The 24,252-nt window shown below is 64.3% G+C and carries 25 protein-coding genes; 10 read left to right on the plus strand and 15 right to left on the minus strand.

Annotation, left to right across the window (positions count from 1 at the left end; genetic code table 11):
- Window positions 1–146: 146 nt before the first annotated feature.
- Window positions 147–1,193 (plus strand): GGDEF domain-containing protein, encoded by a 1,047-nt coding sequence (locus tag A3AS_RS0142840; RefSeq protein WP_018323551.1) that lies wholly within the window; start codon window positions 147–149, stop codon window positions 1,191–1,193.
- Here A3AS_RS0142840 and A3AS_RS0142845 read toward each other — a convergent pair.
- Entirely contained in the window at window positions 1,190–2,893 is a 1,704-nt protein-coding gene (locus tag A3AS_RS0142845; RefSeq protein ID WP_018323552.1) for a diguanylate cyclase domain-containing protein, read from the minus strand. The genes A3AS_RS0142840 and A3AS_RS0142845 overlap by 4 nt on opposite strands.
- Before the next feature lie 108 nt (window positions 2,894–3,001).
- On the opposite strand from A3AS_RS0142845, the gene A3AS_RS0142850 reads away from it, so the two are divergent.
- Window positions 3,002–3,691, plus strand: coding sequence for a YggS family pyridoxal phosphate-dependent enzyme (locus tag A3AS_RS0142850; RefSeq protein ID WP_018323553.1), 690 nt, complete (start codon window positions 3,002–3,004; stop codon window positions 3,689–3,691).
- Between the two features lie 162 nt (window positions 3,692–3,853).
- Here A3AS_RS0142850 and A3AS_RS0142855 read toward each other — a convergent pair whose 3' ends face one another.
- Both A3AS_RS0142855 and A3AS_RS0142860 read right to left on the minus strand, forming a co-directional pair.
- Complete coding sequence (locus A3AS_RS0142855) at window positions 3,854–4,639, minus strand: 2-keto-4-pentenoate hydratase (protein WP_018323554.1); 786 nt, start codon at window positions 4,637–4,639, stop codon at window positions 3,854–3,856.
- A gap of 6 nt (window positions 4,640–4,645) precedes the next feature.
- Window positions 4,646–5,239 (minus strand): L,D-transpeptidase family protein, encoded by a 594-nt coding sequence (locus A3AS_RS0142860; RefSeq protein WP_018323555.1) that lies wholly within the window; start codon window positions 5,237–5,239, stop codon window positions 4,646–4,648.
- A 179-nt stretch (window positions 5,240–5,418) separates the two neighbouring features.
- On the opposite strand from A3AS_RS0142860, the gene A3AS_RS0142865 reads away from it, so the two are divergent.
- On the plus strand, window positions 5,419–6,105 hold the full coding sequence (locus tag A3AS_RS0142865) for a response regulator transcription factor (RefSeq protein WP_007598630.1): 687 nt from the start codon (window positions 5,419–5,421) through the stop codon (window positions 6,103–6,105).
- A 58-nt stretch (window positions 6,106–6,163) separates the two neighbouring features.
- Complete coding sequence (locus tag A3AS_RS0142870; RefSeq protein WP_018323556.1) at window positions 6,164–6,607, plus strand: cyclic nucleotide-binding domain-containing protein; 444 nt, start codon at window positions 6,164–6,166, stop codon at window positions 6,605–6,607.
- Between the two features lie 95 nt (window positions 6,608–6,702).
- Here the strand turns inward: A3AS_RS0142870 and xth are convergent, their stop codons facing one another.
- The 9 genes from xth to A3AS_RS0142915 all read right to left on the minus strand — a co-directional run bounded on the left by xth (window position 6,703) and on the right by A3AS_RS0142915 (window position 17,119).
- Window positions 6,703–7,518 carry an exodeoxyribonuclease III gene (xth, locus tag A3AS_RS0142875; protein WP_018323557.1) on the minus strand — a complete coding sequence of 272 codons (816 nt, stop codon included), beginning with the start codon at window positions 7,516–7,518 and terminating at the stop codon, window positions 6,703–6,705.
- A 153-nt stretch (window positions 7,519–7,671) separates the two neighbouring features.
- A complete protein-coding gene (locus tag A3AS_RS0142880) occupies window positions 7,672–8,427 on the minus strand; it encodes an outer membrane lipoprotein carrier protein LolA (RefSeq protein WP_026202947.1) in 756 nt (251 codons plus the stop codon).
- A gap of 151 nt (window positions 8,428–8,578) precedes the next feature.
- Window positions 8,579–11,056, minus strand: coding sequence for a DNA translocase FtsK (locus tag A3AS_RS0142885; protein WP_018323559.1), 2,478 nt, complete (start codon window positions 11,054–11,056; stop codon window positions 8,579–8,581).
- 9 nt (window positions 11,057–11,065) lie between these two features.
- A complete protein-coding gene (locus tag A3AS_RS0142890) occupies window positions 11,066–12,280 on the minus strand; it encodes an aminotransferase class I/II-fold pyridoxal phosphate-dependent enzyme (RefSeq protein WP_018323560.1) in 1,215 nt (404 codons plus the stop codon).
- A 309-nt stretch (window positions 12,281–12,589) separates the two neighbouring features.
- The gene (locus A3AS_RS0142895; RefSeq protein WP_018323561.1) at window positions 12,590–12,994 is read right to left on the minus strand and encodes a GFA family protein; all 405 of its coding nucleotides are present in this window, start codon (window positions 12,992–12,994) and stop codon (window positions 12,590–12,592) included.
- Between the two features lie 219 nt (window positions 12,995–13,213).
- The gene (locus tag A3AS_RS0142900; RefSeq protein WP_018323562.1) at window positions 13,214–14,662 is read right to left on the minus strand and encodes an ammonium transporter; all 1,449 of its coding nucleotides are present in this window, start codon (window positions 14,660–14,662) and stop codon (window positions 13,214–13,216) included.
- A 38-nt stretch (window positions 14,663–14,700) separates the two neighbouring features.
- Window positions 14,701–15,039: a P-II family nitrogen regulator gene (locus A3AS_RS0142905; RefSeq protein WP_008142813.1), complete on the minus strand. Its 339-nt coding sequence runs from the start codon at window positions 15,037–15,039 to the stop codon at window positions 14,701–14,703.
- A 310-nt stretch (window positions 15,040–15,349) separates the two neighbouring features.
- Window positions 15,350–16,651 carry an ammonium transporter gene (locus A3AS_RS0142910; protein ID WP_018323563.1) on the minus strand — a complete coding sequence of 434 codons (1,302 nt, stop codon included), beginning with the start codon at window positions 16,649–16,651 and terminating at the stop codon, window positions 15,350–15,352.
- A gap of 129 nt (window positions 16,652–16,780) precedes the next feature.
- Window positions 16,781–17,119 (minus strand): P-II family nitrogen regulator, encoded by a 339-nt coding sequence (locus tag A3AS_RS0142915; RefSeq protein ID WP_018323564.1) that lies wholly within the window; start codon window positions 17,117–17,119, stop codon window positions 16,781–16,783.
- A 236-nt stretch (window positions 17,120–17,355) separates the two neighbouring features.
- On the opposite strand from A3AS_RS0142915, the gene A3AS_RS0142920 reads away from it, so the two are divergent.
- Both A3AS_RS0142920 and A3AS_RS0142925 read left to right on the plus strand, forming a co-directional pair.
- Window positions 17,356–18,255: a DUF4339 domain-containing protein gene (locus A3AS_RS0142920; RefSeq protein ID WP_018323565.1), complete on the plus strand. Its 900-nt coding sequence runs from the start codon at window positions 17,356–17,358 to the stop codon at window positions 18,253–18,255.
- A gap of 32 nt (window positions 18,256–18,287) precedes the next feature.
- Entirely contained in the window at window positions 18,288–19,139 is an 852-nt protein-coding gene (locus tag A3AS_RS0142925; protein WP_018323566.1) for a DUF4339 domain-containing protein, read from the plus strand.
- Here the strand turns inward: A3AS_RS0142925 and tesB are convergent.
- Window positions 19,136–19,999 (minus strand): acyl-CoA thioesterase II, encoded by an 864-nt coding sequence (gene tesB / locus A3AS_RS0142930; RefSeq protein ID WP_018323567.1) that lies wholly within the window; start codon window positions 19,997–19,999, stop codon window positions 19,136–19,138. The two genes, A3AS_RS0142925 and tesB, sit on opposite strands and share 4 nt — an antisense overlap.
- 137 nt (window positions 20,000–20,136) lie before the next feature.
- Here tesB and A3AS_RS0142935 point away from each other — a divergent pair, with 137 nt between their 5' ends.
- Window positions 20,137–21,357, plus strand: coding sequence for a ubiquinone biosynthesis hydroxylase (locus A3AS_RS0142935; RefSeq protein WP_018323568.1), 1,221 nt, complete (start codon window positions 20,137–20,139; stop codon window positions 21,355–21,357).
- 229 nt (window positions 21,358–21,586) lie between these two features.
- Here A3AS_RS0142935 and A3AS_RS0142940 read toward each other — a convergent pair whose 3' ends face one another.
- Together A3AS_RS0142940 and A3AS_RS0142945 are read right to left on the minus strand one after the other, a co-directional pair.
- Complete coding sequence (locus A3AS_RS0142940) at window positions 21,587–21,784, minus strand: Trm112 family protein (RefSeq protein WP_007598651.1); 198 nt, start codon at window positions 21,782–21,784, stop codon at window positions 21,587–21,589.
- 58 nt (window positions 21,785–21,842) lie between these two features.
- Window positions 21,843–22,373: a TetR/AcrR family transcriptional regulator gene (locus A3AS_RS0142945; protein ID WP_026202948.1), complete on the minus strand. Its 531-nt coding sequence runs from the start codon at window positions 22,371–22,373 to the stop codon at window positions 21,843–21,845.
- Window positions 22,374–22,466: 93 nt separating this feature from the next.
- On the opposite strand from A3AS_RS0142945, the gene A3AS_RS0142950 reads away from it, so the two are divergent.
- The 3 genes from A3AS_RS0142950 (at window position 22,467) to A3AS_RS0142960 (ending at window position 24,132) form a co-directional block, all read left to right on the plus strand.
- Entirely contained in the window at window positions 22,467–22,817 is a 351-nt protein-coding gene (locus tag A3AS_RS0142950) for a hypothetical protein (protein WP_026202949.1), read from the plus strand.
- Between the two features lie 382 nt (window positions 22,818–23,199).
- Window positions 23,200–23,478 carry a PepSY domain-containing protein gene (locus tag A3AS_RS0142955; protein WP_018323571.1) on the plus strand — a complete coding sequence of 93 codons (279 nt, stop codon included), beginning with the start codon at window positions 23,200–23,202 and terminating at the stop codon, window positions 23,476–23,478.
- A 60-nt stretch (window positions 23,479–23,538) separates the two neighbouring features.
- Window positions 23,539–24,132, plus strand: coding sequence for a cytochrome b/b6 domain-containing protein (locus tag A3AS_RS0142960; RefSeq protein WP_018323572.1), 594 nt, complete (start codon window positions 23,539–23,541; stop codon window positions 24,130–24,132).
- Window positions 24,133–24,252 lie beyond the last annotated feature (120 nt).

A 24,252-nucleotide genomic window follows, 5' to 3' on the forward strand; every position in this document is an offset into this window, starting at 1 on the left:
ACTAGGCCATAGAAGTCCTTAGGGGGTCAATGGGTTGCCGCGGTTTGGAACCTTGCCGGCGCCTCCGCATAACTACGAAGGTCGGCGTTGGGGTGTGATTAAGGGGTCAATGCCAATTTGCGGCCCGACGAGACCGCATGAGTGCGATGGATTCCAGCTTCGACGAGCCCGATTACGACTATGCCGCGTCCATTGCCGGACGGGCGATGCGGAGCATGGCCGAACAGCGGATTGCGCCGACCCCGGCCAATTTTGCCGTCTGGTTCCTGTATTTCGGGGACGGCCATGAGGATCTGCGCAACGCGATCGATCTCCTGATCGACCACAATCGTCCGTTCGACGCCAGAACCAATCAGGACCTGTTCAAGACCTATGTCGCGCCCCAGGTGAGTGCCGCGGTGGTCGACACGTCCGAGCGGCTGCAGGCGCTCATGGGGGCCGCGAAGGAGTTTCTGGCGACCGCGATCGCCGACAATCATTCGCAGATGCAGGTCATCAGCGAGGTGGCGGACCAGGGCAAGGCCGGCGTCGATCCGAAGGCGCTGGTTGCCCAGCTCATGAACGAGCTGGCGCGGGCCGCCACACGGGCGACACGGCTGGAGGCAGGCTTTGCGGAAAAGACCCGCGAGCTCGACGTGATCCGCGATTCGCTATCGAGGTCCGAGGAGCGCGCCCGGACCGACACGCTGACCGGCCTCGCAAACCGGCGGGCGCTCGACGAATTCCTGCGCAAGGCGCTGGCGACTGCGGCGTGGGGCGAGCCGCTCAGCGTGCTGATGCTCGACATCGACCACTTCAAGAGCTTCAACGACAATTTCGGCCACGGCGTCGGCGACCAGGTGCTGCGCCTGATGGCGAAGGTGCTGCGTGAAAAGGTTCGCGAGCAGGATCTGCCGGCCCGCTATGGCGGCGAGGAGCTGATCGCGGTGCTGCCGGATGCCGATCTCGCCACCTGTGCCGAGATTGCCGAGCGGATCAGGCACGCGCTCGCCGAGTGCACGATCACACGCCGCTCCACCGGCGAGGTCCTGCCCAGCATCAGCGTGTCGATCGGCGTGGCGCAGTACCGGGCCGGCGAAGCGATCACCGATCTCATCGAGCGTTGCGACCGCGCGCTCTATCTCGCCAAGGGCAGCGGCCGCAATCGCGTGGTGACGGAAACCGAGCTCGATCGCGTGGGGACTGCGGGTTAGGCGCTCGCCGCCATCATCATTTCGACGGCGCCGGTCTCGATCGCCTGCACGCCGTGCTCGACGACATTGTTGCGGCCGCGGTGTTTTGCGGCGTAGAGCGCGGCGTCGGCGGCTTCGATCAGGTCGCCGGGACGCAAGGCTTCGTTCGGCTTCGTCGCGGCAACGCCGATCGAGACGGTGACGATCATGTGGGCCGAGGTGATGTGCGGCAGGCACAGCTTCAGCACGGCCGCGCGGGCCAGCTCGCCGATTTCCACGGCGCGGTTCACGTCGGTGTTCGGCAGCAGCAGGCAGAACTCCTCGCCGCCATAGCGTGCCGCGAAGCCCATCGTGTCGGCGGCGATGCCGGACAGCGACTCGCCGAGCCTGGTCAGGCAGGAATCGCCTTCGAGATGGCCATAGGTGTCGTTGAACAGCTTGAAATGGTCGACGTCGATCATCAGCAGCGCGAGGTCGCTGCCATATTGCTGCGCGCGCATCCACTCGAAGTCGAGCCGGCTCTGGAAGCCGCGCCGGTTGGCGAGCCCCGACAGCATGTCGATCGAGGCCATCACCGTCAGCCGGTCGTTGCTCGCGATCAGCTCGCGCTCGCGCTGGCTCAGCTGCGCCGCCATCGCGTTGAACGCGCGGGCCAGCGGCACGAACTCGGCCGGCAGGCGATTGCGCGCCGCGCGCGCCGACAGATCGCCCTCGCCGAGACGCTTGGCCATGTCGACGAGCATCTCGATCGGCTTGATGACGAGCTTTTCGGCGGCGATCAGCGCGCCGAGCAGGACGAACACGACGACGAAGGCGAGCTGGAGATAGGCGGTGCGGATGTCGCGGTTGACCGCCGCGGACACCTTGTCTTCGTCGATGCTGGCGATCAGGCGGGCGTTGGTGCCGGAGATGCGGATGTAGCTGACCGCGCGGCGCGAGCCGTCGGCGGCGAGGAAAGACAGTGAGCCTTCATCCTGGTCGGAACGCAGCGCCCTGTCGGCGATCGCCGACATCAGCGGCATGTTGTCGAGCGGACGGCCGACTGCGCTGTGCTGATCGGCCGGCGCGGCCAGCACGGTGCCTGTGCTGTCCACCAGCACGGCCGTGATGCCGGCGCGGCCGCCCAGATTGCTCATGACCTTCGACATCCAGTCGAGATTGACCGTGGCAAGGACGACGGCATCGGACACGCCGCTGAAAGCCGATACGGGATAAGCCGCCATCACCGTCGGTGCTGCTATCGGCCGCGACAGGATGAAATCGCTCAGCACGAAGCGGCCGCTCGTTTGGGCCTGCTGAAAGTAGGGCCGGTCGCTCAGGTCGAGGCCGACATACATATTGTTCGTCGCGCACTGGATGCGCCCGTCTGCGCCGGCGATCAAAAGCGTGCGGATCCAGGGCAGGTTCGACGGCAGGCTCGCGCGCAGCACGTCGCAGCTCTTGCTGACGCCGCCGGCGGAGGCGCGGATGAAGGCCTCCGATTTCAGAATGGTCTCGACCGACGAGATCACCTCGCGTTGCGCATCGGCGCTGTGCCGCGCGACGGTGGTGAATTCAACCGTGGCCTGTGCGATCTGGCGGGTGCGGGTATCTTCGAGCGAACGGATGCGCTCGAGCATCAAGGGCGCCACCAGAATCACCGCGAGCAATGCAAGCCGCGCCCGGATTCCGAGAACCTGCTTGAGTTTCGCTCGTTTGCGGTTGAGACTGATTGTTGCCATCTTCGCTACCCACCCCGTCGGCCAAGGTAAAGCGAAGGGTTCAAAAACTCTTTCTTGAACTCGGTAAAATTGGACTTACCTCGGTCAGGATCACAGCCAATCGACGTCATGACAGAAGCCAACGGCGCGCCGATAACCGGCCATTCACCAAACGCGCTCGCCGCGGTCGAAGCCGAAATCGCCCGTGCCTGCAAGGATGCGCGGCGCGATCGCGCCTCCGTGACGCTGATCGCGGTGTCCAAGACTTTCGCCGCGGATGCAATTACCCCGGTTATCGACGCCGGACAGCGCGTATTCGGCGAGAATCGGGTGCAGGAGGCCAAAGGCAAGTGGCCTGCGTTAACGTCTGTTTACTCGGGCATCGCGCTGCATCTGATCGGACCGTTGCAGTCCAACAAGGCGAAAGAGGCGGTCGCGCTGTTCGATGCGATCCATTCGGTCGACCGTCCGAGCATTTGCCAGGCGTTAGCCAAGGAAATCGAATCCCAGAACAAGCACCCGCAACTCTTCGTCCAGATCAACACCGGCGAGGAGCCGCAGAAGGCCGGCATCGCGCCCGGCGAGGCCGACGCCTTCCTCGCCAGCTGCCGCGACACCTATGGGCTGACGATCTCTGGATTGATGTGCATCCCGCCGGTCGACGAGCCGCCGGCGGCGCATTTCGCGCTGACCGCCAAGATCGCCGCGCGTAATGGATTGACCAATCTCTCGATGGGCATGAGCGCGGATTTCGCCAATGCCATCATGCTAGGTGCCACCCATGTGCGCGTGGGGAGTGCGATCTTCGGGCATAGATAGTTGTTGTCGTCCCTGCGAACGCAGGGACCAATACCGCGTGATCTCCGATTGATAGGTGGTCTTCGTACCGGCGAAATTCAGGTAACTCCCAATCCTCGCCAAACTTCTCCCTGGGGTTATGGGTCCCTGCGTTCGCAGGGACGACGGCGGAGTGGGTCGGGCCTACACAAACCCCACCGATACCTTCCCGAGCACGCCAAAGTCCGCCGCGAGATGATCGCCGGCCTGGATCGGCAGCGGCGGATGGCACGTGCCTGTGGTCACCACCTCCCCTGCCCGCAAGGTCAGTCCAAGCCCGCGCAGCTCATTGGCGAGCCAGGCGAGCGCTACGCGGGGATCGCCGAGCACGTTCTTGCCGTGGCCGACATAGCGCTCGCCGCGCAGCATAATCTTTGGCCGCTCCTCGACGAGATCCATCCCACGCCAGTTCGCAGTCGTCGCCGCGCCCAGCACGAACAGATGCGCGCAGGCATTGTCGGCGATCAGCTGCGCCTCGCCCGCACTGGCGAAATCGGCAAACCGCGAATCGGGAATCTCGATCGCAGGATGGAAGGTGTCGACGGCGGCGAGCACCTCATCGACGCTGTAGGGCGTTGCACGCGGCGGCAGATCGCGGCCCATGCGGAAGGCGAATTCAGGTTCGCCGACGCGCATCTCGTTGCCCTTCATCGACGCAGTCCCGCCATCGGCGATCACGGTGTCGCTCATGATGCGACCGGCCAGCGGTCCCGTGACGTTGATGTGCTTCTGTCCTGATACGCTCGTGGCCGCGATCTTCCAGCCGAGCAATGTCCCGCGCGACAATGTTTCGAGCCCGGCCTGGATGGCGTAGCCCTCCGTGCGGCTCTGCGGCCGCAGCTGCGGCTCCAGCACCTCAAGCTTGGTGCCGTCGCGCCAATGTTGAACGAGGGTGCGCGAGGCGGCCGCGATATGATCCCTGTCGAGCATGCATCCTCACCCGATGATGATTGTTGTTCGTGGCCCCAATCGCCGCAGCAATTGCAGCATCGCAGATTTCGTCATGGAGACGCAGCCCGCGGTCGGGCCGAAATTGTCGCGGGCCAGGTGCAAGAATACCGCGCTGCCGCGGCCGGCGACCCGCGGTCGCGTGTTGTGGTCGATTTCGATGATGAAGTCATAGAGATGGTCGGCCCGCTTGAGCCGGTCACCGCCCTGCCCCTCGTCGAGCCGGATTCCCTGGTTGTAATGGCGATCCCTGGGGTCCTCGCACCAGGCGTCTTCTGCGGTGATGATCCGGACCGGCAGGAAGCTTTGCGGACGGCTGTGCCGGTCGCCCCGCCACCACAAGCGCCTGGGACGGAAGCTGCCCCTGGGGGTGCCGCCGTCGCCCTCGCGCTTGTTGGCCAGGATGCCGCCCCGCCCCAGCGCAACCGGTATGGTCAGCGATCCCGCCGTCAGCCAGCCTCGGCGCGGATTCCCGGCCGCAGGCTTAACGCGGATCACAGAGAGCGGTCCGGCGCTTCGATTCTTGGTGTAACTGACTGAAGCTGCTTTATTTTTCATGTGAACGTGCAATGTCGAATTCATTACAGGACATTCATCAAACCGGCCTGCTATTCTGAGTTAGAGTGCTTCTGGCTTGTGAATCGGTAACAGCCCACTACTTCAACACGAACAACAATAATAACGGCGACCCCTAAACTTCCCCTCACGGCTGGGTGCAGCAAGGATGCGCGCCGAGCCGGACCCCAAAAGGATGACCCCCTATGGCCAATGCCCGCAAGATCCTGATCGTGGATGACGATACCGATCTGCGCGACACGTTGGTGGAGCAATTATCGCTACACGAAGAATTCGAAGCTTCCGCGGTCGATACCGGCGCCAAAGGCGCGAGCGCGGCCAAGGCCAATGCCCCCGATCTCGTCCTGATGGACGTCGGCCTGCCCGACACCGACGGCCGCGAAGTGGTCCGCTCCTTGCGCAAGGGCGGCTTCAAGGCTCCGATCATCATGCTGACCGGGCACGACACCGATTCCGATACGATTTTGGGGCTTGAATCCGGTGCCAACGACTATGTGGCAAAGCCCTTTCGTTTCGCCGTTCTGCTGGCCCGCATCCGCGCCCAGCTGCGCCAGCACGAGGCCAGCGAGGACGCGGTGTTCTCGGTCGGCCCCTACTCCTTCCGGCCCGGCTCCAAGATGCTCACCGCCGCCAATGCGCGCAAGGTGCGGCTGACGGAGAAGGAGACCGCGATCCTCCGCTTCCTCTACCGCGCCGGCCAGATGCCGGTCTCGCGCGAGACCCTGCTCCAGGAGGTCTGGGGCTATAATTCCGGCGTCACCACCCACACGCTGGAAACCCACATCTATCGCCTCCGCCAGAAGATCGAGAAGGATGCCGCCAACCCGGAAATCCTGGTCACGGAAGCCGGTGGCTACAAGCTGGTGCCGTGATACGCTCGAAGGGCGTGCGAATCGTTTTAGATCGCATGCCTTTGAGCCTCGGATCTGAATGTCAATCGACGACGACGTAGCGCTTCTCGAGCGTGTCCCGACATTGCGCCTGTTGGGAGACGCCTCGTTGCGCATGCTGGCGATCGGCTCCGAGCAGCGTAACTTCGTCCGCGGCGATACCCTGTTCAATCTCGGCGATGACGCCGATGCCGGCTTCGTGGTCCAGCGCGGTGCCTTCCGGGTCGATGACGGCGCCGGCGCCGAGATGATCGCAGGTCCCGGCGCGCTGATCGGCGAGCTTGCGCTGGTGGTGCCGATGAAGCGGCCGTCGAGCGCGATCGCGCTGGAGCATTCCTCCGTCATCCGCGTCGCACGCAGCCTGTTTCAGCGCGTGCTCGAAAGCGACCCCGCCGCAGCGGTTCGGCTGCGCGATGAATTCGCGGTCCGCTCCAGCCAGATCGCCAGTGACATCCTGATGGCGGGTGCGAAGCTGACGAGCTGACGTCGTAGCCCGGATGAAGCGCAGCGCAATCCGGGATTCTGGCGTGCGGAAAAACTGTCCCGGATTTCGCTGCGCTCCATCCGGGCTACGGGAGGTCACACCTCCAGCGTCACCGTGACAGGCACGTGGTCCGACGGCCGCTCCCAGCTCCGCGCATCGCGAAGAATCCTGAAATCGCTGACCGCATCCTTCAACGCGCGCGAGACCCAGATGTGGTCGAGCCTGCGGCCGCGATCGCCGACGGTCCAGTCGGCGGAGCGGTAGCTCCACCACGTGTAGACTTTTTCCGACATCGGAATCCGCTCGCGCGCGACGTCGATCCATTCGCCGGCGGCCAGCGCGGCCTGCAGCTTCTCGGTTTCGATCGGCGTGTGCGAGACCACCTTCAGAAGCTGCTTGTGCGACCACACGTCGTTCTCATGCGGGGCGACGTTGAGATCGCCGACCAGGATGTGGCGATCCTCCCCGCGCGGATGCAACGGCTCGCACGCCGTCATCTCGTCGAGGAAGCGAAGCTTGTGGTCGAACTTCTCGTTCAGCGCGGGATCGGGAATGTCGCCGCCGGCGGGCACGTAGAAATTATGCACGACCAGCGGCTTTGCGACGTTGGCCTTCTCGCCGAACGATACGGAGATGTGACGCGAATCCACCTTGTCGCAGAAGGTGCGGATGTCCGTCGATTCGAACGGAATCTTCGAGACGATGGCGACGCCGTGATAGCCCTTCTGCCCGTTCAGCGCGATGTGCTCATAGCCGAGCCGCTTGAAGCGCTTCAGCGGAAAGGCATCGTCGATGCACTTGGTCTCCTGCAGGCACAGCACGTCCGGCCGCGCGCTCTTGAGGAATTTCGCGACCAGATCGATGCGCAGCCGCACCGAATTGATGTTCCAGGTTGTCAGGGAAAAACGCATGGAGGATGCGTCTTAGCATGGATTGGCGCGGGGAAAATGCTTGTCCACAGCGCGCTCTCGTAGGGTGGGCAAAGCGAAGCGTGCCCACGTGCCTGCCATGAGGCGAGAGATCGTGGGCACGGCGCAAGTGCGCCTTTACCCACCCTACGAGACCTATCCCGGTGCCGGGCCGTAATTGGTGAAATCGATCTTGAACATGCCGGGATCGAGCTTCTTGCTCGAGTCCAGATTGTAGACCGCGATCGTGGTGTCGTAGCCCTGCGGATCGGTGACGGTCCATTGCTTCAACTGACCGTCCTTGGCGCCGAACATCAAGAGGAGGCGGCTGGTGCCGACCAGCGCCTGCTTCTCCTCGATGGTGACGCTGACGAAGACGTCGTCGGCCGAGACGCCAACGACATTGGTGTCCTTCATCAGGTCGATGCGATCCGACAGCAGGAAACGCAGCGGCGTCTGCGACAGCGGATAGACGTCCTGGGTCGCGAGCTTGCGGTCGCGCACCACCAGCGAGGATCCGTCGGCGACAATGTCGATCGGGCTCGGCGCGTCATATTCGAAGCGCACCTTGCCCGGTTTCTGGATGTAGAAATCGCCTTGCGTCTTGCTGCCGTCGGGGCCGACCTGGACAAAATTCCCGACCAGCGTCGACAGCGACGACAGATAGGCACTGACCTTGGCCGCCTGCGCCTTCTGGTTGGCATCGAAGGTCTGGAAGATGCTGCTAGGCACGTTGCGGCGCGGATCCGGGATCACCGGATTCGGCGGCGCCTGAGTCGCGCCGGTGACAGCGGGCCCGCCGGCGGACGTTCCGCCGTCGCGGCCCTTCGGCGCGGGTTTCGGCACTGGAACGTTCTGCGCGAACGAGGACGCCGTCACCATCGCAGCGGTGACGAGAAGCACGCCGGCCACGCGCGCGCTTCGCGCAGCGATGGTGGCAGCGAATCGAATGTCCGGATGTCTGATCAACGCGTCGTCCTAACGTGGCTGGGCGTCTTTTAGCGTGATTTCGGGCAAAAGCAGATAACGATTTCGCGTGAAATGATGTCTGGAGGCGGCTGCCTCACATATGGCTGTCTTCTTCCTCGACCAGAATCTCGCGCTTGCCGGCGTGGTTGGCGGGTCCGACGATGCCTTCCAGTTCCATGCGCTCCATCAAGGATGCGGCGCGGTTATAGCCGATCTGCAGGCGGCGCTGGATGTAGCTGGTCGAGGCCTTGCGGTCGCGCTTGACGATCGCAACGGCCTGCTGGAAGAGGTCGCCGCCGCCATCGCCACCCATGCCGGTGGCGTCGAACACCGCACCGTCCTCGTCCTCGGTGGGCTCTTCGGCCGTGACGGCTTCGAGATATTCCGGCTGGCCCTGCGTCTTGAGGTGACGCACCACCTTCTCGACTTCGTCGTCGGAGGCGAAAGGTCCGTGCACGCGGCTGATGCGGCCGCCGCCCGCCATGTAGAGCATGTCGCCCTGGCCGAGCAGCTGCTCGGCGCCCATCTCGCCCAGAATGGTGCGGCTGTCGATCTTGGACGTCACCTGGAAGGCGATGCGGGTCGGGAAGTTCGCCTTGATGGTGCCGGTGATGACGTCGACCGACGGACGCTGCGTCGCGAGGATCACGTGCAGGCCCGCGGCGCGCGCCATCTGCGCGAGGCGCTGCACCGCGCCTTCGATGTCCTTGCCGGCGACCATCATCAGGTCGGCCATTTCGTCGACGATGATGACGATGTAGGGCAGCGGATCGAGCGAGAGCTTCTCTTCCTCGTAGATCGCCTTGCCGGTTTCCTTGTCGAAGCCGGTGTGCACCGTGCGCGTCGGCTCTTCGCCCTTGGCCTTCAATTCGAGCAGACGCGTGTTATAGCCGTCGATGTTGCGCACACCGAGCTTGGCCATGTTCTTGTAGCGCTCCTCCATCTCGCGCACGGCCCATTTCAGCGCGACCACCGCCTTCTTCGGATCGGTCACGACGGGCGTGAGCAGATGGGGAATGCCGTCATAGACGGAGAGTTCGAGCATCTTCGGATCGACCATGATCAGGCGGCACTGGTCCGGACGCAGCCGGTAGACCAGGCTGAGGATCATGGTGTTGATGGCGACCGATTTGCCGGAGCCGGTGGTGCCGGCGATCAGCATGTGCGGCGTGCGCGCGAGGTCGATGATCACAGGATCGCCGCCGATGGTCTTGCCGAGGCAGAGCGGCAGCTTCGCCACCGTCTCGGTGGCTTCCTTGGCGATCAGCAGCTCGCGCAGATAGACCTTTTCGCGATGCGCGTTCGGCAGCTCGATGCCGATGGCGTTACGGCCGGGCACGACGGCGACGCGCGCCGACAGCGCGCTCATCGAGCGGGCGATGTCGTCGGCAAGCCCGATCACGCGCGACGATTTGATGCCGGGCGCCGGCTCGAGCTCGTACAGCGTGACCACGGGGCCCGGATTGGCTTTGACGATCTCGCCGCGCACGCCAAAGTCCTGGAGCACGCCTTCAAGGGAACGCGAATTGGCTTCCAGCTCGGCCTTGCTGAGCGGCTGGCGATCGCCGGCCTTGGGCGCGGCCAGCACGGAGACGGACGGAAGCTCGAACTTGTCGGAGGATTTCTTTGCGGCGGCTTTCGGGGCAGCCTTCTTGCGCGGGGCGCGCGCGGCGGGCTCCTCCTCTTCCTCCTCGTCTTCTTCCTCTTCCTCGTGCTGATCCTCGTAGTCCTCGTCCTCGGACTGCGGCGAGATCGAGGGCGCGGCGCGGCCGCCGCCCAGATTCGGCTCCTGGCGGCTGAACGCGACGGCCTTGGTCTTCGGACCGCTAGAGACCAGCGAGCGGTAAGCGGCACCGCATAGCCAGATCAGCCGCGCCTTCGTGCTCATCAGCGCATGGAACAGCCAGCCCAGCGACACCGAGCCCCGATCGTTCTCCTCGTCTTCGTCGAGCGGCTTGTCGTCGTCCTCGATCTCCGAGAGCTCGTCGTCGTGCTCGCGGGCGCCAAGACCGCATGCGATCAGGAATGTCGCGGCCATCGCAGCGAACAGGATCGTGCCCAGCACGATGCGATAGATCGTGCCGGCCGGCCCGAAAATCACTGCGGGCGCGCGTACGAGCGCATCGCCGACCACGCCGCCGAGGCCGGTCGGCAGCGGCCAGGCGCCGCCATGCGGCCAGCAGCTGACGAAGCCTGCCGCGATCACCGTGCAGAGAATCCAGGAGCCGAGCCGGAGCGCCTCGCGGTCGAACGGGCGGTGGGTCATCATGCGCCAGCCCCAGACCGCGACGGTCAGGACCAGCATGATGGCGCCGAGCCCGAGAATCTGCATCGCAAGGTCGGCGCCGATCGCGCCGGCATAACCGAGAATGTTGCGGATCGGCCTCGAGGTCGCGTGGCTCAGGCTGGGGTCCTGCACCGACCAGGTCATCAGCGCTGCCGAGGCAACGCCCGACAACGCGATCAGGCCGAAGCCGGTGAGCTCGCGCACGCGCCGCGCCAGTCCCTCGCGGATCGAGGGCGGCAGATGGCCGACCAGTGGAATGACACGTTCGATTGCCGACATGCTCATGGGCCCCGCCTAACCCAGAGTCTCGACCAGCCGGTGCAGCGCCTGCGCCGTGGTCTCGCCATCTTGCACCAGCGCCAGGCGAATATAGCCTGCACCGGGATTGAAGCCGTCGGGCTGTTGCCGCGCCAAAAAGCTGCCGGGCACCACGCGCACGCCTGCTTCCTTGAAGAGTTTCAGCGTCACCGACACGTCATCTCCAATCTCGGACGTGTTGAGCCAGACGCAGAAGCCGGCATCAGGCCGGCGATAGCCGTAGCGGTTGCCGATGATCTGGTCGGCGAGATCGAACTTGATCCGGTAGAGCCGGCGGTTCTCCTCGACATGCGCCTCGTCGCCATAGGCAAAGGTCGCGACATGCTGTAGCGGCACCGGCACCTGCGGCGCCGCGATGTTGCGCAGCTCCAGGAACATGCCGATGAATTTCTTGTCGCCGGCGGCAAAGCCGACGCGCAGGCCCGGCAGGTTGGAGCGCTTCGACAGTGACTGGAACGCAGCCACGCGGGTGAAATCGGGGCCGGCGCATTCGAGCGCACTGCCCGGCGCTTCGCGGGTATAGATCTCCGAATAGCATTCGTCGCTGAGGACCATGAAGCCGTAGCGATCGGCGAGGCTCTTCAGGCGCGTGAAGTAGTCACGCGAGGCGACCGAGCCCTGCGGATTGGCGGGGGAGGCCAGATAGAATGCCACCGTGCGCGCCAGCGTCGCCTCGTCGATGGCATCGAGGTCAGGCAGGAAGCCGTTCTCGACCGTGGTCGGCAGGTACACCGGTTCGCACGCTGCAGCACCCGCGCCGGCGCCGTAGACCGGATAGAACGGGTTCGGCATCAGGATCGCCGGTTTGCCGGGGCGCGGGCCGACATAGCGGACGGCCGCGATCGCGGCGAGGAACAGCCCCTCGCGGCTGCCATTGAGGACGAGCATCTCGCTCTTGGGGTCGAGCGGTCGCGGCAGCTTGAAGCGCGACGACAGCCAGGCGCTCGCGGCCTGGCGGAACGGGTCAGTGCCCTGATTCATCGGGTAGCGGCCGAAATCGGCGATGTGCTTGGCCAGCACCGGGCCGACGAAATCGGGCACGTGGTGCTGCGGCTCGCCGACCGCGAGCGAAATCAAGGGCTTGCCGGGTTGATGCGGCGCCAGCAGCTCGTTCAGCCGGACGAAGGGCGAGCGTCCGGTATCGGAGCTTCCACTGGCCTGTGGCGCACGGGATGAAGCGGTCATGACCATTCTGGGCGCCAGCACTCTCGGAACAGCCGGTCGCGCGAAGGCCCCGGCGGGAAGCGGTTCAGTTCACCATAGATAGGGCGAGGTTAAGACGCGATTAACCATCGGCGGGCGGGTCCGTCCAGAGCAGGAATAATGAGGCCGGATAACAACGGGATGCGAGGCCCCCAACCTCTCCCGCTTGCGGGAGAGGTCGGCGCGTAGCGCCGGGTGAGGGCTCTCTCCTCTTGGGGGTTCTCACCCGCGGAGGCACCCCCACCCCGCCCTCCCCCGCAAGCGGGAGCGCACCGTCACCTTGGTTTGATTCGAACTTCAGCGCCCCGGCAGCTTCTCGAATATCTTCATGCCCGCCGGGATCGCATGGAATTCTTGGATGTCGCAGGTGTAGATCGCCATCTGCGGATGGAACTGGGTCGGATCATCCAGCGTGCCGACCTTCACGACCACCGCCGGCAGTCCTGGAACCTTGGTCACCAGATGGGTGCCGCATTCGGCGCAGAATTCGCGCGTGACGGCGCGTTCGAGATCCTTGCGCGTGAACTGCTTGGGCTGCCCCAGGGTGTAGCTGAAGCCGGCCACCGGCATCGCGATGAAGGTGTTGGGTGCGCCGCCCGAGATGTACTGGCACTCGCGGCAATGACACTGGGCCTGCATCATCGGATCACCTTCGGCTTTGTAACGCACTTCGCCGCAATAGCATCCGCCTTCCAAGCGCATGACGACCTCCCCGATTATCGTTTCTTGTGGTCGATATTTCTGCGCCGGCGGTGCGGAATGGCAATCCTTTTCTTGGCTGTGAAATCAAAAAGCACCCTGCCAAAAAGAAAGGGGCTCCAGCTTGCGCTGGAGCCCCTCAACGGTCAGGGCATTGCCGGGTATGTGCCCGAACCGTAGTTCTGGACGTGGTCTCCGAGGAGACCGCGCCCGGGAGGAGACTTACATGTTGTAGGCGCGCTCGGTGTGCTCGGTGATGTCGAGGCCTTCACGCTCGCTCTCGACATTGGTCCGCAGCCCAACGATCACGTCGACGACCTTGTAGAGGATCGCCGAACCGATGCCCGACCACACCAGCGTGGTGCCGACGCCCCAGATCTGGGACATCATCTGCGCCGCGAAGTCGTAGTCGCCGACCTTCGGCGGGATCGCGGTGTAGTCCATGACGCCAGCGCCACCGAGGGCGGGGTTGACGAGGATGCCGGTGCCGATGGCGCCGACGATGCCGCCGACGCAGTGCACGCCGAACACGTCGAGGCTGTCATCGTAGCCGAGTGCGTTCTTCACGACGGTGCAGAAGAACAGGCAGACTACGCCGACGATGAGGCCGAGGACGATCGCGCCCATAACGCCGGAGTAGCCGGCCGCAGGGGTGACCGCCACGAGGCCCGCGACAGCGCCGGAGATGACGCCGAGCACCGACGGGTGACCCTTGATGATCCACTCCGCGAACATCCACGACAGCGCGGCGGCTGCGGTGGCGACGAAGGAGTTGGTCATGGCGAGGGCGGCGCCGCCATTGGCTTCGAGGTTGGAGCCGGCGTTGAAGCCGAACCAGCCGACCCAGAGCAGCGAGGCGCCGATCATCGACATGGTCAGCGAGTGCGGGGCCATCAGCTCCTTGCCGTAGCCGACGCGCTTGCCGATCAGGAGAGCGCCGACGAGGCCTGCGATGCCGGCGTTGATGTGCACCACGGTGCCGCCCGCGAAGTCGATCGCGCCCTTCTTGAAGATCCAGCCGGCGTCGGCATTAATCTCGTCGAGCTTGGCCTGCGCCGCGGTCTTCGCGGCCGCATCAGTGGCAGCAGCGAGCGCCTTGGCCGCATCCTGGATCAGGTCCGGACCCTGCCAGTACCAGACCATGTGCGCGATCGGGAAGTAAATCAGCGTGACCCAGAGCGGGATGAACAGGGCGATCGCCGAGAACTTCATGCGCTCGGCGAAGGCGCCGACGATGAGGGCGGGCGTGATTGCCGCGAAGGTCATCTGGAAGCACACATAGATGAGCTCCGAGATGTTGGCGTCGACCGAGAAGGTCGCGGCCTTCGTATCGGTGGTGACGCCCATCATGAAGGCCTTGGAGAAGCCGCCGATGAAGTCGGAACCGCCGGTGAAGGTGAGGCTGTAGCCGTACACGGCCCAGATCACGGTGACGACGCAGACGGTGTAGAACACCTGCATCAGGACGGAGAGCATGTTCTTGGAACGGACGAGACCGCCGTAGAACAGCGCGAGGCCGGGGATCGTCATCAACAGCACCAGCACTGTCGATGTCAGCATCCAGGCGTTGTCTCCCTTGTTGACCGTTGGCTCGGCGTAGGCTGCGGTCGCAGCGAACAGGCCGACTGCGAGAGCCGCCAATCCCGCGCCATAGGGACGCTTGAACGTCATATTATTCACTCCTGATTGGATAAAGGTTGAGCGCGAAATCAAAGGGCCGCGGCATCGGCCTCGCCGGTGCGGATGCGCACCGCGTGGTCGAGGTTGATGACGAAGATCTTGCCGTCGCCGATCTGTCCGGTTTTCGCGGCGGACGTGATGGCGTCGATGGTCTTGTCGACCTGGTCGGAGGCGACAGCGACCTCGATCTTGATCTTGGGCAGGAAGCTCACGGCATATTCGGCGCCGCGATAGATTTCCGTATGGCCCTTCTGGCGGCCATATCCCTTGACTTCCGTCACCGTGAGACCGTGAACGCCGATGGCGGTCAGGGCGTCACGGACTTCTTCCAGCTTGAATGGCTTGATAATCGCCATAACAATTTTCATGGGTCCTATCCCCGCTTGGGCCCGGTCCGGACGTGGCCGGGCGTTCTCGACTGGTTCGCCACGAGGGAGAAAGTTCACTACGCGGGCACAGCCTGGACCCTTAGAATCAAATGCCGTGCCAGATCGGGCGCATTGCCTAACGGACTATGAAAACGGGTGTTTTCGCGATGAACGCGTATTGCAGTGCAGTGCGCTATTCCGTCGCGCCCAAAACGTGGTCATGCCTGCTCAAAATGCGAGCATGACAGGCTGCCGACACAATATTGCTCATGCGTCGGGCAGTGTAGAGGTAATTGAGTAGCGTCGCCGCTTACTGCAGGGCTTCGCCGTGCTGCGAAATATCGAGCCCCTCGAGTTCGTGCTCACGGGATACGCGCAAGGGCACGAACAGGCCGACCAGCTTGAGCAGGATGAAGCTCAGGCCAGCCGACCAGACGAAGGTGACGGCGACGCCATAGAACTGGATCAGGAGCTGCTGCGGGTGGCCCTCCAGCAGGCCGGCGGTGCCGCCGATGGCGCTGGTTGCGAACACGCCGGCGAGCAGGGTTCCGGTCAGGCCGCCGATGCCGTGGACGCCGAACACGTCGAGCGAATCGTCATAGTTGAAGCGATGCTTCAGCCAGGTGCAGGCCCAATAGCAAACCGCCCCCGCAATGATGCCGATGACGATGCCGTGCCAGGGTGCGACGAAGCCGGAGGCCGGCGTGATGGTGCCGAGCCCGGCCACCGCGCCGGAAATCATGCCGAGCACGGACGGCTTGCGCCGCGTCGACCACTCGATCGCGCCCCAGGTCAGCGCGCCGGAGCAGGCGGCAAGATGGGTCGCGATGATCGCCATTACGGCGCGTGAATTGGCCGCGCCCGCCGAGCCGCCGTTGAAGCCGAACCAGCCGACCCACAACAGGCCGGTGCCCATCACCGCGAGCGAAAGATCGAACGGCGAGAGATTTTCGGTGCCGTAGCCGTGACGGCGCCCCATCACCTTTGCCGCAACGAGGCCGCCGGTGCCGGCCGACAGATGCACCACGAGACCGCCGGCGAAATCCAGCACGCCCAAGCTGTTGAGGAAGCCGCCGCCCCACACCCAATGCGCCAGCGGAATGTAGACGAAGATGAACCAGGCGACCGAGAACAGGAGATAGGCGGAGAACCGCATCCGGTCGGCGACCGAGCCCGCGACCAGCGCCACCGTGATGATGGCAAAGGTCATCTGGTACAGCATGAACAGCGCTTCCGGGATGGTCTTCGCGGCCGGGTTGACGCTGTCCATGGTCATGCCGGCGAGAAACCAGCGGTCGAGCGTGCCGATCCACGGGCCGTCGCCGACGAAGCACAGCGAATAGCCGAACGCGACCCAGAGAATGGAGATCAAAGTCACGGCGGCGAGGCTCTGCGCCATGGTGGCGAGCACGTTCTTCTTGCGCACCATGCCGGAATAGAACAGCGCCAGGCCCGGGATCGTCATCATCAGCACCAGCGCGGTGGCGACGATCATCCAGGCGGTGTCGGCGGTGTTGATCTCGGAGGCCGCGGCGCGCGCCGGCGAAGCCATGATCGACACAAGTCCGATCGGCGCAGCCATGGCAGCTGCGCGGCGCAAATATCCCGCCATGTCGTTCCCCCCGGCATCAATTGGCGTCGCACATTGTGGCGTCGTTGCCCGGTGCGATCGAAGAAGATCAAAGCGTTTTCAAGCGAAGTGGATATCGGTTCGCGTGAAGAAAACGCGTCAAAACAAAATCTAGAGCGCGTCGCTGTCGGTCTCGCCGGTGCGGATGCGCAGCGCGTGGTCGATCGGCGTGACGAAGATCTTGCCGTCGCCGATCTGCCCGGTGCGCGCGGTCGAGGTGATCACGGCGACCGCCTTGTCGGCGACGTCGGAGGCGACCGCGATCTCGATGCGCAGCTTCGGCAGGAAGTTCACGACATATTCGGCGCCGCGATAGATTTCGGTGTGGCCCTTTTGCCGGCCATAACCCTTCACCTCGGTCACGGTCATGCCGTGGACGCCGATCGCCGTCAGGGCCTGGCGGACCTCATCGAGCTTGAAAGGTTTGATGATCGCGACGACGAGTTTCATGGTCAGGCCTATTCCCCGGGATGCGCCGCGCCGTATGTCCCCGGCGCAGCGTCAATCTGGCATCTTTCCGGGCAAATGGCACAAAAAAGTTGCAGACTGAAGCGGAAAAACGTTTGAGCTTATGAACGGCCGCCTCTGTACAGGGCATCCGTTCATCCTTCACAATGCATTTTTGGCATGGATGCGGTGAACCCGCGCCTGCCAAGCGGTACATAAGTATTTTGAGGGGACGCTTCATGGCGAGTTGGTTCTACGCATCCGAGGGCAAGCAGCAGGGGCCCTTTCCGGAAGGGCAATTCCGCGATCTCGTCGCCCAGGGCGTCGTGCGCCCGGATACGCTGGTGTGGACCGAGGGCATGGCCGGCTGGCAAAAGGCCGCCGAAATCCCCGGCCTGGTCGGGGGCGGCGGCGCGCCGCCAATGATCCCCGCGGGCGGCCCGCCGATGATGGGCTCCGGTGGTTATGCCGGCGGCGGAGGCGGAGTGGCGGGATCGCTGGCGGTCGATTTCGGCGTCCTCGAGTTCACCTGGCGCAGCATCGTCTTGATGATCGGAATGATCTTCGTCATTCCGGCGCCGTGGGCGTTCGTCTGGTACACGCAATGGATCGTGTCCTGCGTCAAGGTCCCGGGGCGGCCGAACCTCAGCTTCACCGGCAGTGCGATGACGCTGGTGCCGTGGTATTTCGGCTTCATCGTTCTCGCCATCGCGCTAGCTTTCGTCGGCAGCCAGCTGCTGAGCAATCTGCTCTTCATCGTCCAGATCGTGCTCTACTGGCTCCTGATCAAATGGATGGTCGCGAACCTCGCCTCCAACGGACAGCCGCTGGGCTTGAGCTTCACGGGTTCGATCTGGGCCTATATCGGCTGGAGCCTGCTGTTCGGGATCTCCATCATCACCATCATCGGTTGGGCCTGGGTTGCCGCAGCCCAGATGCGCTGGTTCTGCCGCAGCATCGAAGGCACGCGGCGCGAAATCGTGTTCAAGGGCAGTGGTCTCGGCATCCTGTGGCGCGGCATCGTCGCCGCGATCCTGTGCAGTCTGATCATCCCGATTCCGTGGGTGTATCGCTGGATCATGAACTGGTTCGCGTCGGAGACCGTTCTTGCGCCGCGCGGGTCGCAGGCGGCCATGTGATGGCTGCTGGCTTTCGGTAGCGAGCAGCCAGGATGTCCAATCGAATCTGGTTTCACGCATCTGAAGGCCAGCAGAAGGGTCCGTTTCCGGAGCCGCAGTTCCGCGATCTGATCGCTCGGGGAATCGTGCGATCAGATACGCTGGTCTGGAGCGAAGGGATGACGGGCTGGCAGAAGGCCGGCGCGGTCCCCGGTCTCGTGCCCGGTGGATCGCCGGCGGTGGCTTCGAGCGGCGACGCGAAAGGCCGGCTGTCGGTGGACCTGCCGCTGTGGTCGTTTCTGGGATGGTGCATCCTGCTGGTGATCGGCAACGCCGTCGTGGTGCCGGCGCCCTGGACCGCCACCGGCTACTACCGCTGGCTCTTCCCTCGCGTTCACGTTCCGCAGCGGCCGAACATCAGCTTCACCGGCCAGGTCGGCGATATCTGGTACGTCTTCATCGCGGTTGCGCTGGCGGGCTATGCGGGTCTCGTCCACGACCTCTTTCAGCTTGCGACGATTCCACTCCAGGCCTTCTTGTCCTGGATGGTCATGCGCTGGGTGGTCGCCAATCTCAGTTCGAACGGTCAGCCGATTCCGATGACGTTCGACGGCAGCCCCTGGGCCTTCATCGGCTGGCAGCTCCTGATGTTTCTCGCCATGTTCACGATCATCGGCTGGGCCTGGGTCATGGCCGCATGGATGCGGTGGATTTGCCGAAACATCGTGGGAACGCGGCGCGAGATGATATTCGTCAGCACGGGCCTTCAGCTATTGTGGCGAACCCTCGCATTCGGTTTCGGCTGCCTGCTGATCATTCCGATTCCGTGGCTGCTGCGCTGGTACTTCACCTGGACCATGGCGCAATTCGTGCTCATTGAGCGCAGCACTGCCGCCAATGCCTAGGACTTCCGTTCGCGCACGGAGCCTTCCTGCGCGACAGAGGCGACCAGCGTACCGTCCGGCTTGAAGATCGAGCCGCGGGTCAGGCCGCGGCCGCCGCGCGCACTCGGCGAATCCTGCGCGTAGAGCAGCCATTCGTCGGCGCGGAACGGGCGGTGAAACCACATCGCGTGATCGAGGCTGGCCGGCATCATGCGCTTGTCGAACAGCGTGCGGCCATAGCGTGCCATGATTGCATCCAGCAGCGAGAAGTCCGAGGCGTAGGCGAGCGCGCACATGTGCAGCGCTGGATCGTCGGGCAGCTTCGCGGCGGTCTTGATCCAGACGTGGATGCGGCCGTCGTCGATCTTCTGGCCGAAATAACGGCCGAGCTCGACCGGACGCAGCTCGATCGGACGATCGGATTCATAATAGCGGCGGATGAACTCCGGCATCTCCTTGAACATCGGCTGCTTCGCCACCTCCTCCGCCGTGAGCTTCTCCGGCGGTGGCACGTCGGGCATCTTGTCCTGATGGTCGAACGCACTCTCCTCTTCGGCGTGGAACGACACCATGATCGAGAAGATCGCGTTGCCGTGCTGGATCGCCGTGACGCGGCGGGTCGAATAGCTCTTGCCGTCGCGCAGGCGTTCGACCTGGTAGATGATCGGGATCTGCGGATCGCCCGGCAGGACGAAATAGCAGTGCAGCGAATGCGGCAGCCGGCCCTCGACCGTGCGGCAGGCCGCGACCATCGCCTGCCCGATCACCTGGCCGCCGAACACCCGCTGCCAGCTGGTCTTCGGGCTGTTGCCCCGGAACAGATTCACCTCGAGCTGCTCGAGGTCGAGGATCGAAATGAGGTCGATCAGGCTTTTGGACATGGAGTGAGCTTTCTCGCCGTCGTTCCGGGGCGGATGGTCCGGAATGACACAATGGGCCGTTCCGCCCTTGTTTCACCGCACTGTTTCGCCCACCTCAAGTCTGCTAGCAAGACCAGGATTTGACCGGGAATTTGGGTATGTCGGTACAGGGTAGCATTGTCATTGGTGGCGGCGCGTTTGCAGGGCTTGCGCTGGCCCTGGCGCTGCGACAGGGGCTCGGGCCCGAGATTCCCGTCATCGTCGCCGACCCCGCGCTCGCCACCCGGCCGAGCCGCGACCCCCGCGCCACCGCGATCGTGGCCGCCTGCCGTCGCCTGTTCGAGGCGATCGGCGCCTGGGACGACGTCAGGAGCGAGGCGCAGCCGATCCTCGACATGGTCGTCACAGACTCGAAACTCGAAGATGCCACTCGTCCGGTCTTCCTCAATTTTGCCGGCGATGTCGCGCCGGGCGAGCCCTTCGCGCACATGGTCGAGAACCGCCGCCTGATTGATGCGCTGGTGGTGCGTGCCGAGGCCGAGGGCATCGATCTGCGCGCCACCACGGTCGCATCCTACGATGCGCGCGCCGAGGGCATCGACGTGACGCTCGGGGACGGCAGCGTCATCGCGGCCAGCCTGCTGGTTGCCGCCGATGGTGCGAGGTCAAAGCTGCGCGAGCGCGCCGGCATCGCCACCCATGGCTGGGAGTATGACCAATCCGGCATCGTCGTCACGGTCGGCCATGAGCGTGATCACCAGGGCCGCGCCGAAGAGCATTTTCTGCCGGCAGGCCCATTCGCGATCCTGCCGCTCTCGGGAAAACGCTCGTCGCTGGTGTGGACCGAGCGGCGAGCTGAGGCCGCGCGCATCATTGCTCTCAGCGACGAAGAGTTTCACGCCGAGCTCGAGCAGCGTTTCGGCCTGCATCTCGGCGAGGTGAAGGCGCTCGACAAGCCGCGCGCGTTTCCGCTGTCCTATTTCGTCGCGCGCTCCTTCATCGCCACCCGCCTCGCGCTGGTCGGCGATGCCGCGCATGTCATCCATCCCATTGCGGGCCAGGGCCTCAACATGGGGCTGAAGGATGTCGCGGCGCTGGCCGAAGTCGTGGTCGATGCCGCGCGGCTCGGCATGGATCTCGGCGCCGCCGACGTGCTCGAGCGTTACCAGCGCTGGCGCCGCTTCGACACCATGGCGATGGGCGTTGCGACCAACTCGCTGAACTTCCTGTTCTCCAACCAGTCGACGCTGCTGCGCACCGTCCGCGACATCGGCCTCGGCCTCGTCGACCGCGCCCCGCCGCTGAAGAACCTCTTCATCCGCCAGGCCGCGGGATTGACGGGCGAGGTGCCGCGGCTGCTGAAGGGCGAGGCGTTGTAGGTTTCGCTGGCGCCACACACCCCGTCGTCGTCCCGGCGAAGGCCGGGACCCATACTCCGCAGCAAGAGTGTTGCGAGGACTCGGAGTTACCAGCGCGTACAACAACGCAATTCGGTGGTTATGGGTCCTGGCTTCCGCCAGGATGACACCGAGGATGTTGCGCGGCTATCGCACACCAACTTCGTAGCCCGGATGGAGCGAAGCGTAATCCGGGGCAGTCGTCACGACCTCAATCGATCTTTCTTGCCTCTTCCGGCAGCATGATCGGGATGCCGTCACGGATCGGATAAGCCAGCTTGGCGCTGCGCGAGATCAGCTCCTGCTTCGCGGAATCGAACTCCAGCGGGCCCTTGGTCAGCGGGCAGACCAGAATCTCCAGCAATTTGGGATCGACGCTGGCTTCGGGACGTTCGGTAGGCGCGTTCATTGGGGTCTCCGGCATCGCTTGCCTCTAGCACAGAAATTCGCGTCCGCCCATCGCGGGCTCAGGCTGCGATCATCGTCAAGACCTCGTCGAGCAGGGCCTGGAGCCGTGCTGCCAGCACCGGCGGGCCCGACAGGGCAAAGCCGAGAAAGGTCCAGTACAGGATCTGCGCCCGGGCCTGCGCCTGCGCCGCCTTGAGTCCGCGTTTTTCCAGCAGCCCCTCGATATAGTCGAGCCGGCGGCGGTCGATTGCGCGCACGGCCCCTTGCGCGGCCGCATCGAAGGCCGCCCAATTGCGTACCGCGCGCTCGAGCTCGAGCCGCGCGCCGAACGACCTTCGCAGCAGCGCCTTGAGCGGTTCGTCGCCGGCGGCTTCGACATCGGCGATGATCTGGTCGGCCGCGATCTCGCGCCAGCGCTTCAGCACGGCGGCCTGGAACGCGCCGAGATCGGCGAAATGCCAATAGAAGCTGCCGCGCGACACGCCCATGGATTTTGCCAGCGGATCGGCCTTGAGCGCGGTGAAGCCGCTTTTGGCGAGCGCCTTGAGACCTTCCTTGATCCAGTCGTCGGCGGAGAGCTGTTCGGTCATCTCGGGTTCCCGGAGGCGAACCATACACTAGTGTATTGACAGGCCGCAGGCCAGCGCCTATCCCTCCATACATAACTGTATGGAGAGATGATGATGCGTGATCTCTTGCTGCAATCCGCCGGCCTCGCCACCATCGCCGTAGCCCTCATTCATCGCGTCCTCGGCGAGACCAAGGTCTTCGCCCATGCCCGCATCGAGCCTGAACGGCTCCGCACCCTGATCCGCCTGGTCTGGCAGACCTCGACCGTGGCGTGGATCGGCGGCGGCGTCTTGCTGCTCGCGACTCCCTGGATGGCGTCCGAGCCCGCGCGGCACTGGATCGTCATCACGCTCGCCTGCGTGCTCGGTTTCGCCGCCTTCGCCAATGCCTGGGCCACGCGCGGCCGGCATTTCGGCTGGATGGCGCTCAGCGCCGTCGTGGCGATGACGGTCGCCGGCTACTGAGCGCCGAAACGACAAGCCACGCATGACTGCGACCCTGGGCTTCGATCTGCAGGGCCCTCAAGGCGCCAACACATCCGCCGCCTTAATCGCTGCACAGGATCGAGGGGGATAAAGGCATCCACTGACACTCGTCACCGGAGGCCGGGAATGCGAAGTGCGGCCTAGCGCAATTGACAAAGTCGGTTCATCCCGGCCGTGAGGCGTAAGGCCGCAGCGCCCCTGCGAAGGAGGGCTGCCTGCGGACAGCGCTGATCTTTTGGCGGTCGTTAGAACAACTCTAAATCCAATTGGCCCCGTACCGGATTGACTTCACCATCACCTTTGCTTCCTTCAGTCCGGCTTCGCGGCTCGCGTAGCGCGCACGACAGAGGAGGAGACGTTCGTGAAGGTCATTCGTGTTGTTGCCATTGCACTGACGGTTGGAATGGGCATGGGGTCGGCGGCCATGGCCGACGGATTCAAGGACTGCACCAAGCTCGACAAGGCGTCATGGAAGCCGGCCAGCGAGGCCGAAGCCAAGGCCAAGGCGCTCGGCTACGAGGTGCGGCGCTCCAAGATCGAAGGCTCCTGCTATGAGGTCTACGGCGTCAAGGAAGGCAAGCTTTACGAGCTGTTCTACAGCCCCGAAGATCTCAGCCTGAAGCACACGATCGCCAAGTAAACCGCGAAGTAAACTGCGCGAATTGATCCGCGCAAAGCAAGGCTTGAGGATGGTCTTCGCTTGATCGAAGAAGCGATGCCAAAAGCGCGCGGGGTGTCCGACCGGACCCCCGCGGATCGAACCGCTTCGCGGACGGTCGCGGTCTGGGACCTCCCGCTGCGCCTCTGGCACTGGGCTCTCGCGGCGAGCGTTCTGGCCGCGTGGTTCACGCCGACCGTTTACGACCGGACTCACCGCATCATCGGCTATGCGGTGCTCGGACTTCTCGCCTTTCGCCTGGCCTGGGGGTTTTGGGGAAGTCGCTATTCGCGCTTCCGCATGATCAGAGTGAGGCTTCGGGCGGCGCCAAGCTATCTCTGGAATCTGCGCCGCGGCATCACCGGCCGCTATATCGGGCTCAATCCCGCCGGCACCCTGATGCTGGTCGCGCTGCTGGCCTCGCTCGCCGTCTCGACGATTACGGGCGCGATGTCGGTCACCACCACCTTCTTCGGCGTCTGGTGGGTCGAGGACACCCACCATTATTCATCGGACGCGGTCATCGTCCTGGTCGTGCTGCACGTGCTCGGTGTGGTGCTGATGGGGCTACTCCAACGCGAGAGCCTGGTCCGCGCGATGATCACCGGGCGCAAGCGCATCCGCGGCCATTCCTAAATATCGTTGCCGATCGTTGCACGCGTCCTGCACCCCGCTCGGGCACGGTCGCCGCATGGCCTCAGGCCGTTCGTCGGATCAAGTTGTACGAGTACCGTTAACATGCCGGTAAGCATGCAA

Source organism: Bradyrhizobium sp. WSM2793, from assembly GCF_000379585.1.
In the GTDB taxonomy this organism is placed as follows: Bacteria; Pseudomonadota; Alphaproteobacteria; order Rhizobiales; family Xanthobacteraceae; genus Bradyrhizobium.

Bases quoted from the DNA above. Each gene is read 5' to 3' on its own strand.
- A3AS_RS0142855 (WP_018323554.1), bottom strand. From the start codon at position 4,639: ATGCTCGACAGGGATCATATCGCGGCCGCCTCGCGCACCCTCGTTCAA.
- A3AS_RS0142885 (WP_018323559.1), bottom strand. From the start codon at position 11,056: ATGAGCATGTCGGCAATCGAACGTGTCATTCCACTGGTCGGCCATCTG.
- A3AS_RS0142945 (WP_026202948.1), bottom strand. From the start codon at position 22,373: ATGACCGAACAGCTCTCCGCCGACGACTGGATCAAGGAAGGTCTCAAG.
- A3AS_RS0142890 (WP_018323560.1), bottom strand. From the start codon at position 12,280: ATGGTCATGACCGCTTCATCCCGTGCGCCACAGGCCAGTGGAAGCTCC.
- A3AS_RS0142860 (WP_018323555.1), bottom strand. From the start codon at position 5,239: ATGAATTCGACATTGCACGTTCACATGAAAAATAAAGCAGCTTCAGTC.
- A3AS_RS0142940 (WP_007598651.1), bottom strand. From the start codon at position 21,784: ATGAACGCGCCTACCGAACGTCCCGAAGCCAGCGTCGATCCCAAATTG.
- A3AS_RS0142845 (WP_018323552.1), bottom strand. From the start codon at position 2,893: ATGGCAACAATCAGTCTCAACCGCAAACGAGCGAAACTCAAGCAGGTT.
- A3AS_RS0142865 (WP_007598630.1), top strand. From the start codon at position 5,419: ATGGCCAATGCCCGCAAGATCCTGATCGTGGATGACGATACCGATCTG.
- A3AS_RS0142950 (WP_026202949.1), top strand. From the start codon at position 22,467: ATGCGTGATCTCTTGCTGCAATCCGCCGGCCTCGCCACCATCGCCGTA.
- A3AS_RS0142910 (WP_018323563.1), bottom strand. From the start codon at position 16,651: ATGGCGGGATATTTGCGCCGCGCAGCTGCCATGGCTGCGCCGATCGGA.
- A3AS_RS0142895 (WP_018323561.1), bottom strand. From the start codon at position 12,994: ATGCGCTTGGAAGGCGGATGCTATTGCGGCGAAGTGCGTTACAAAGCC.
- A3AS_RS0142925 (WP_018323566.1), top strand. From the start codon at position 18,288: ATGTCCAATCGAATCTGGTTTCACGCATCTGAAGGCCAGCAGAAGGGT.
- A3AS_RS0142840 (WP_018323551.1), top strand. From the start codon at position 147: ATGGATTCCAGCTTCGACGAGCCCGATTACGACTATGCCGCGTCCATT.
- A3AS_RS0142915 (WP_018323564.1), bottom strand. From the start codon at position 17,119: ATGAAACTCGTCGTCGCGATCATCAAACCTTTCAAGCTCGATGAGGTC.
- A3AS_RS0142870 (WP_018323556.1), top strand. From the start codon at position 6,164: ATGTCAATCGACGACGACGTAGCGCTTCTCGAGCGTGTCCCGACATTG.
- xth (WP_018323557.1), bottom strand. From the start codon at position 7,518: ATGCGTTTTTCCCTGACAACCTGGAACATCAATTCGGTGCGGCTGCGC.
- A3AS_RS0142935 (WP_018323568.1), top strand. From the start codon at position 20,137: ATGTCGGTACAGGGTAGCATTGTCATTGGTGGCGGCGCGTTTGCAGGG.
- A3AS_RS0142905 (WP_008142813.1), bottom strand. From the start codon at position 15,039: ATGAAAATTGTTATGGCGATTATCAAGCCATTCAAGCTGGAAGAAGTC.
- A3AS_RS0142920 (WP_018323565.1), top strand. From the start codon at position 17,356: ATGGCGAGTTGGTTCTACGCATCCGAGGGCAAGCAGCAGGGGCCCTTT.
- A3AS_RS0142900 (WP_018323562.1), bottom strand. From the start codon at position 14,662: ATGACGTTCAAGCGTCCCTATGGCGCGGGATTGGCGGCTCTCGCAGTC.
- A3AS_RS0142850 (WP_018323553.1), top strand. From the start codon at position 3,002: ATGACAGAAGCCAACGGCGCGCCGATAACCGGCCATTCACCAAACGCG.
- tesB (WP_018323567.1), bottom strand. From the start codon at position 19,999: ATGTCCAAAAGCCTGATCGACCTCATTTCGATCCTCGACCTCGAGCAG.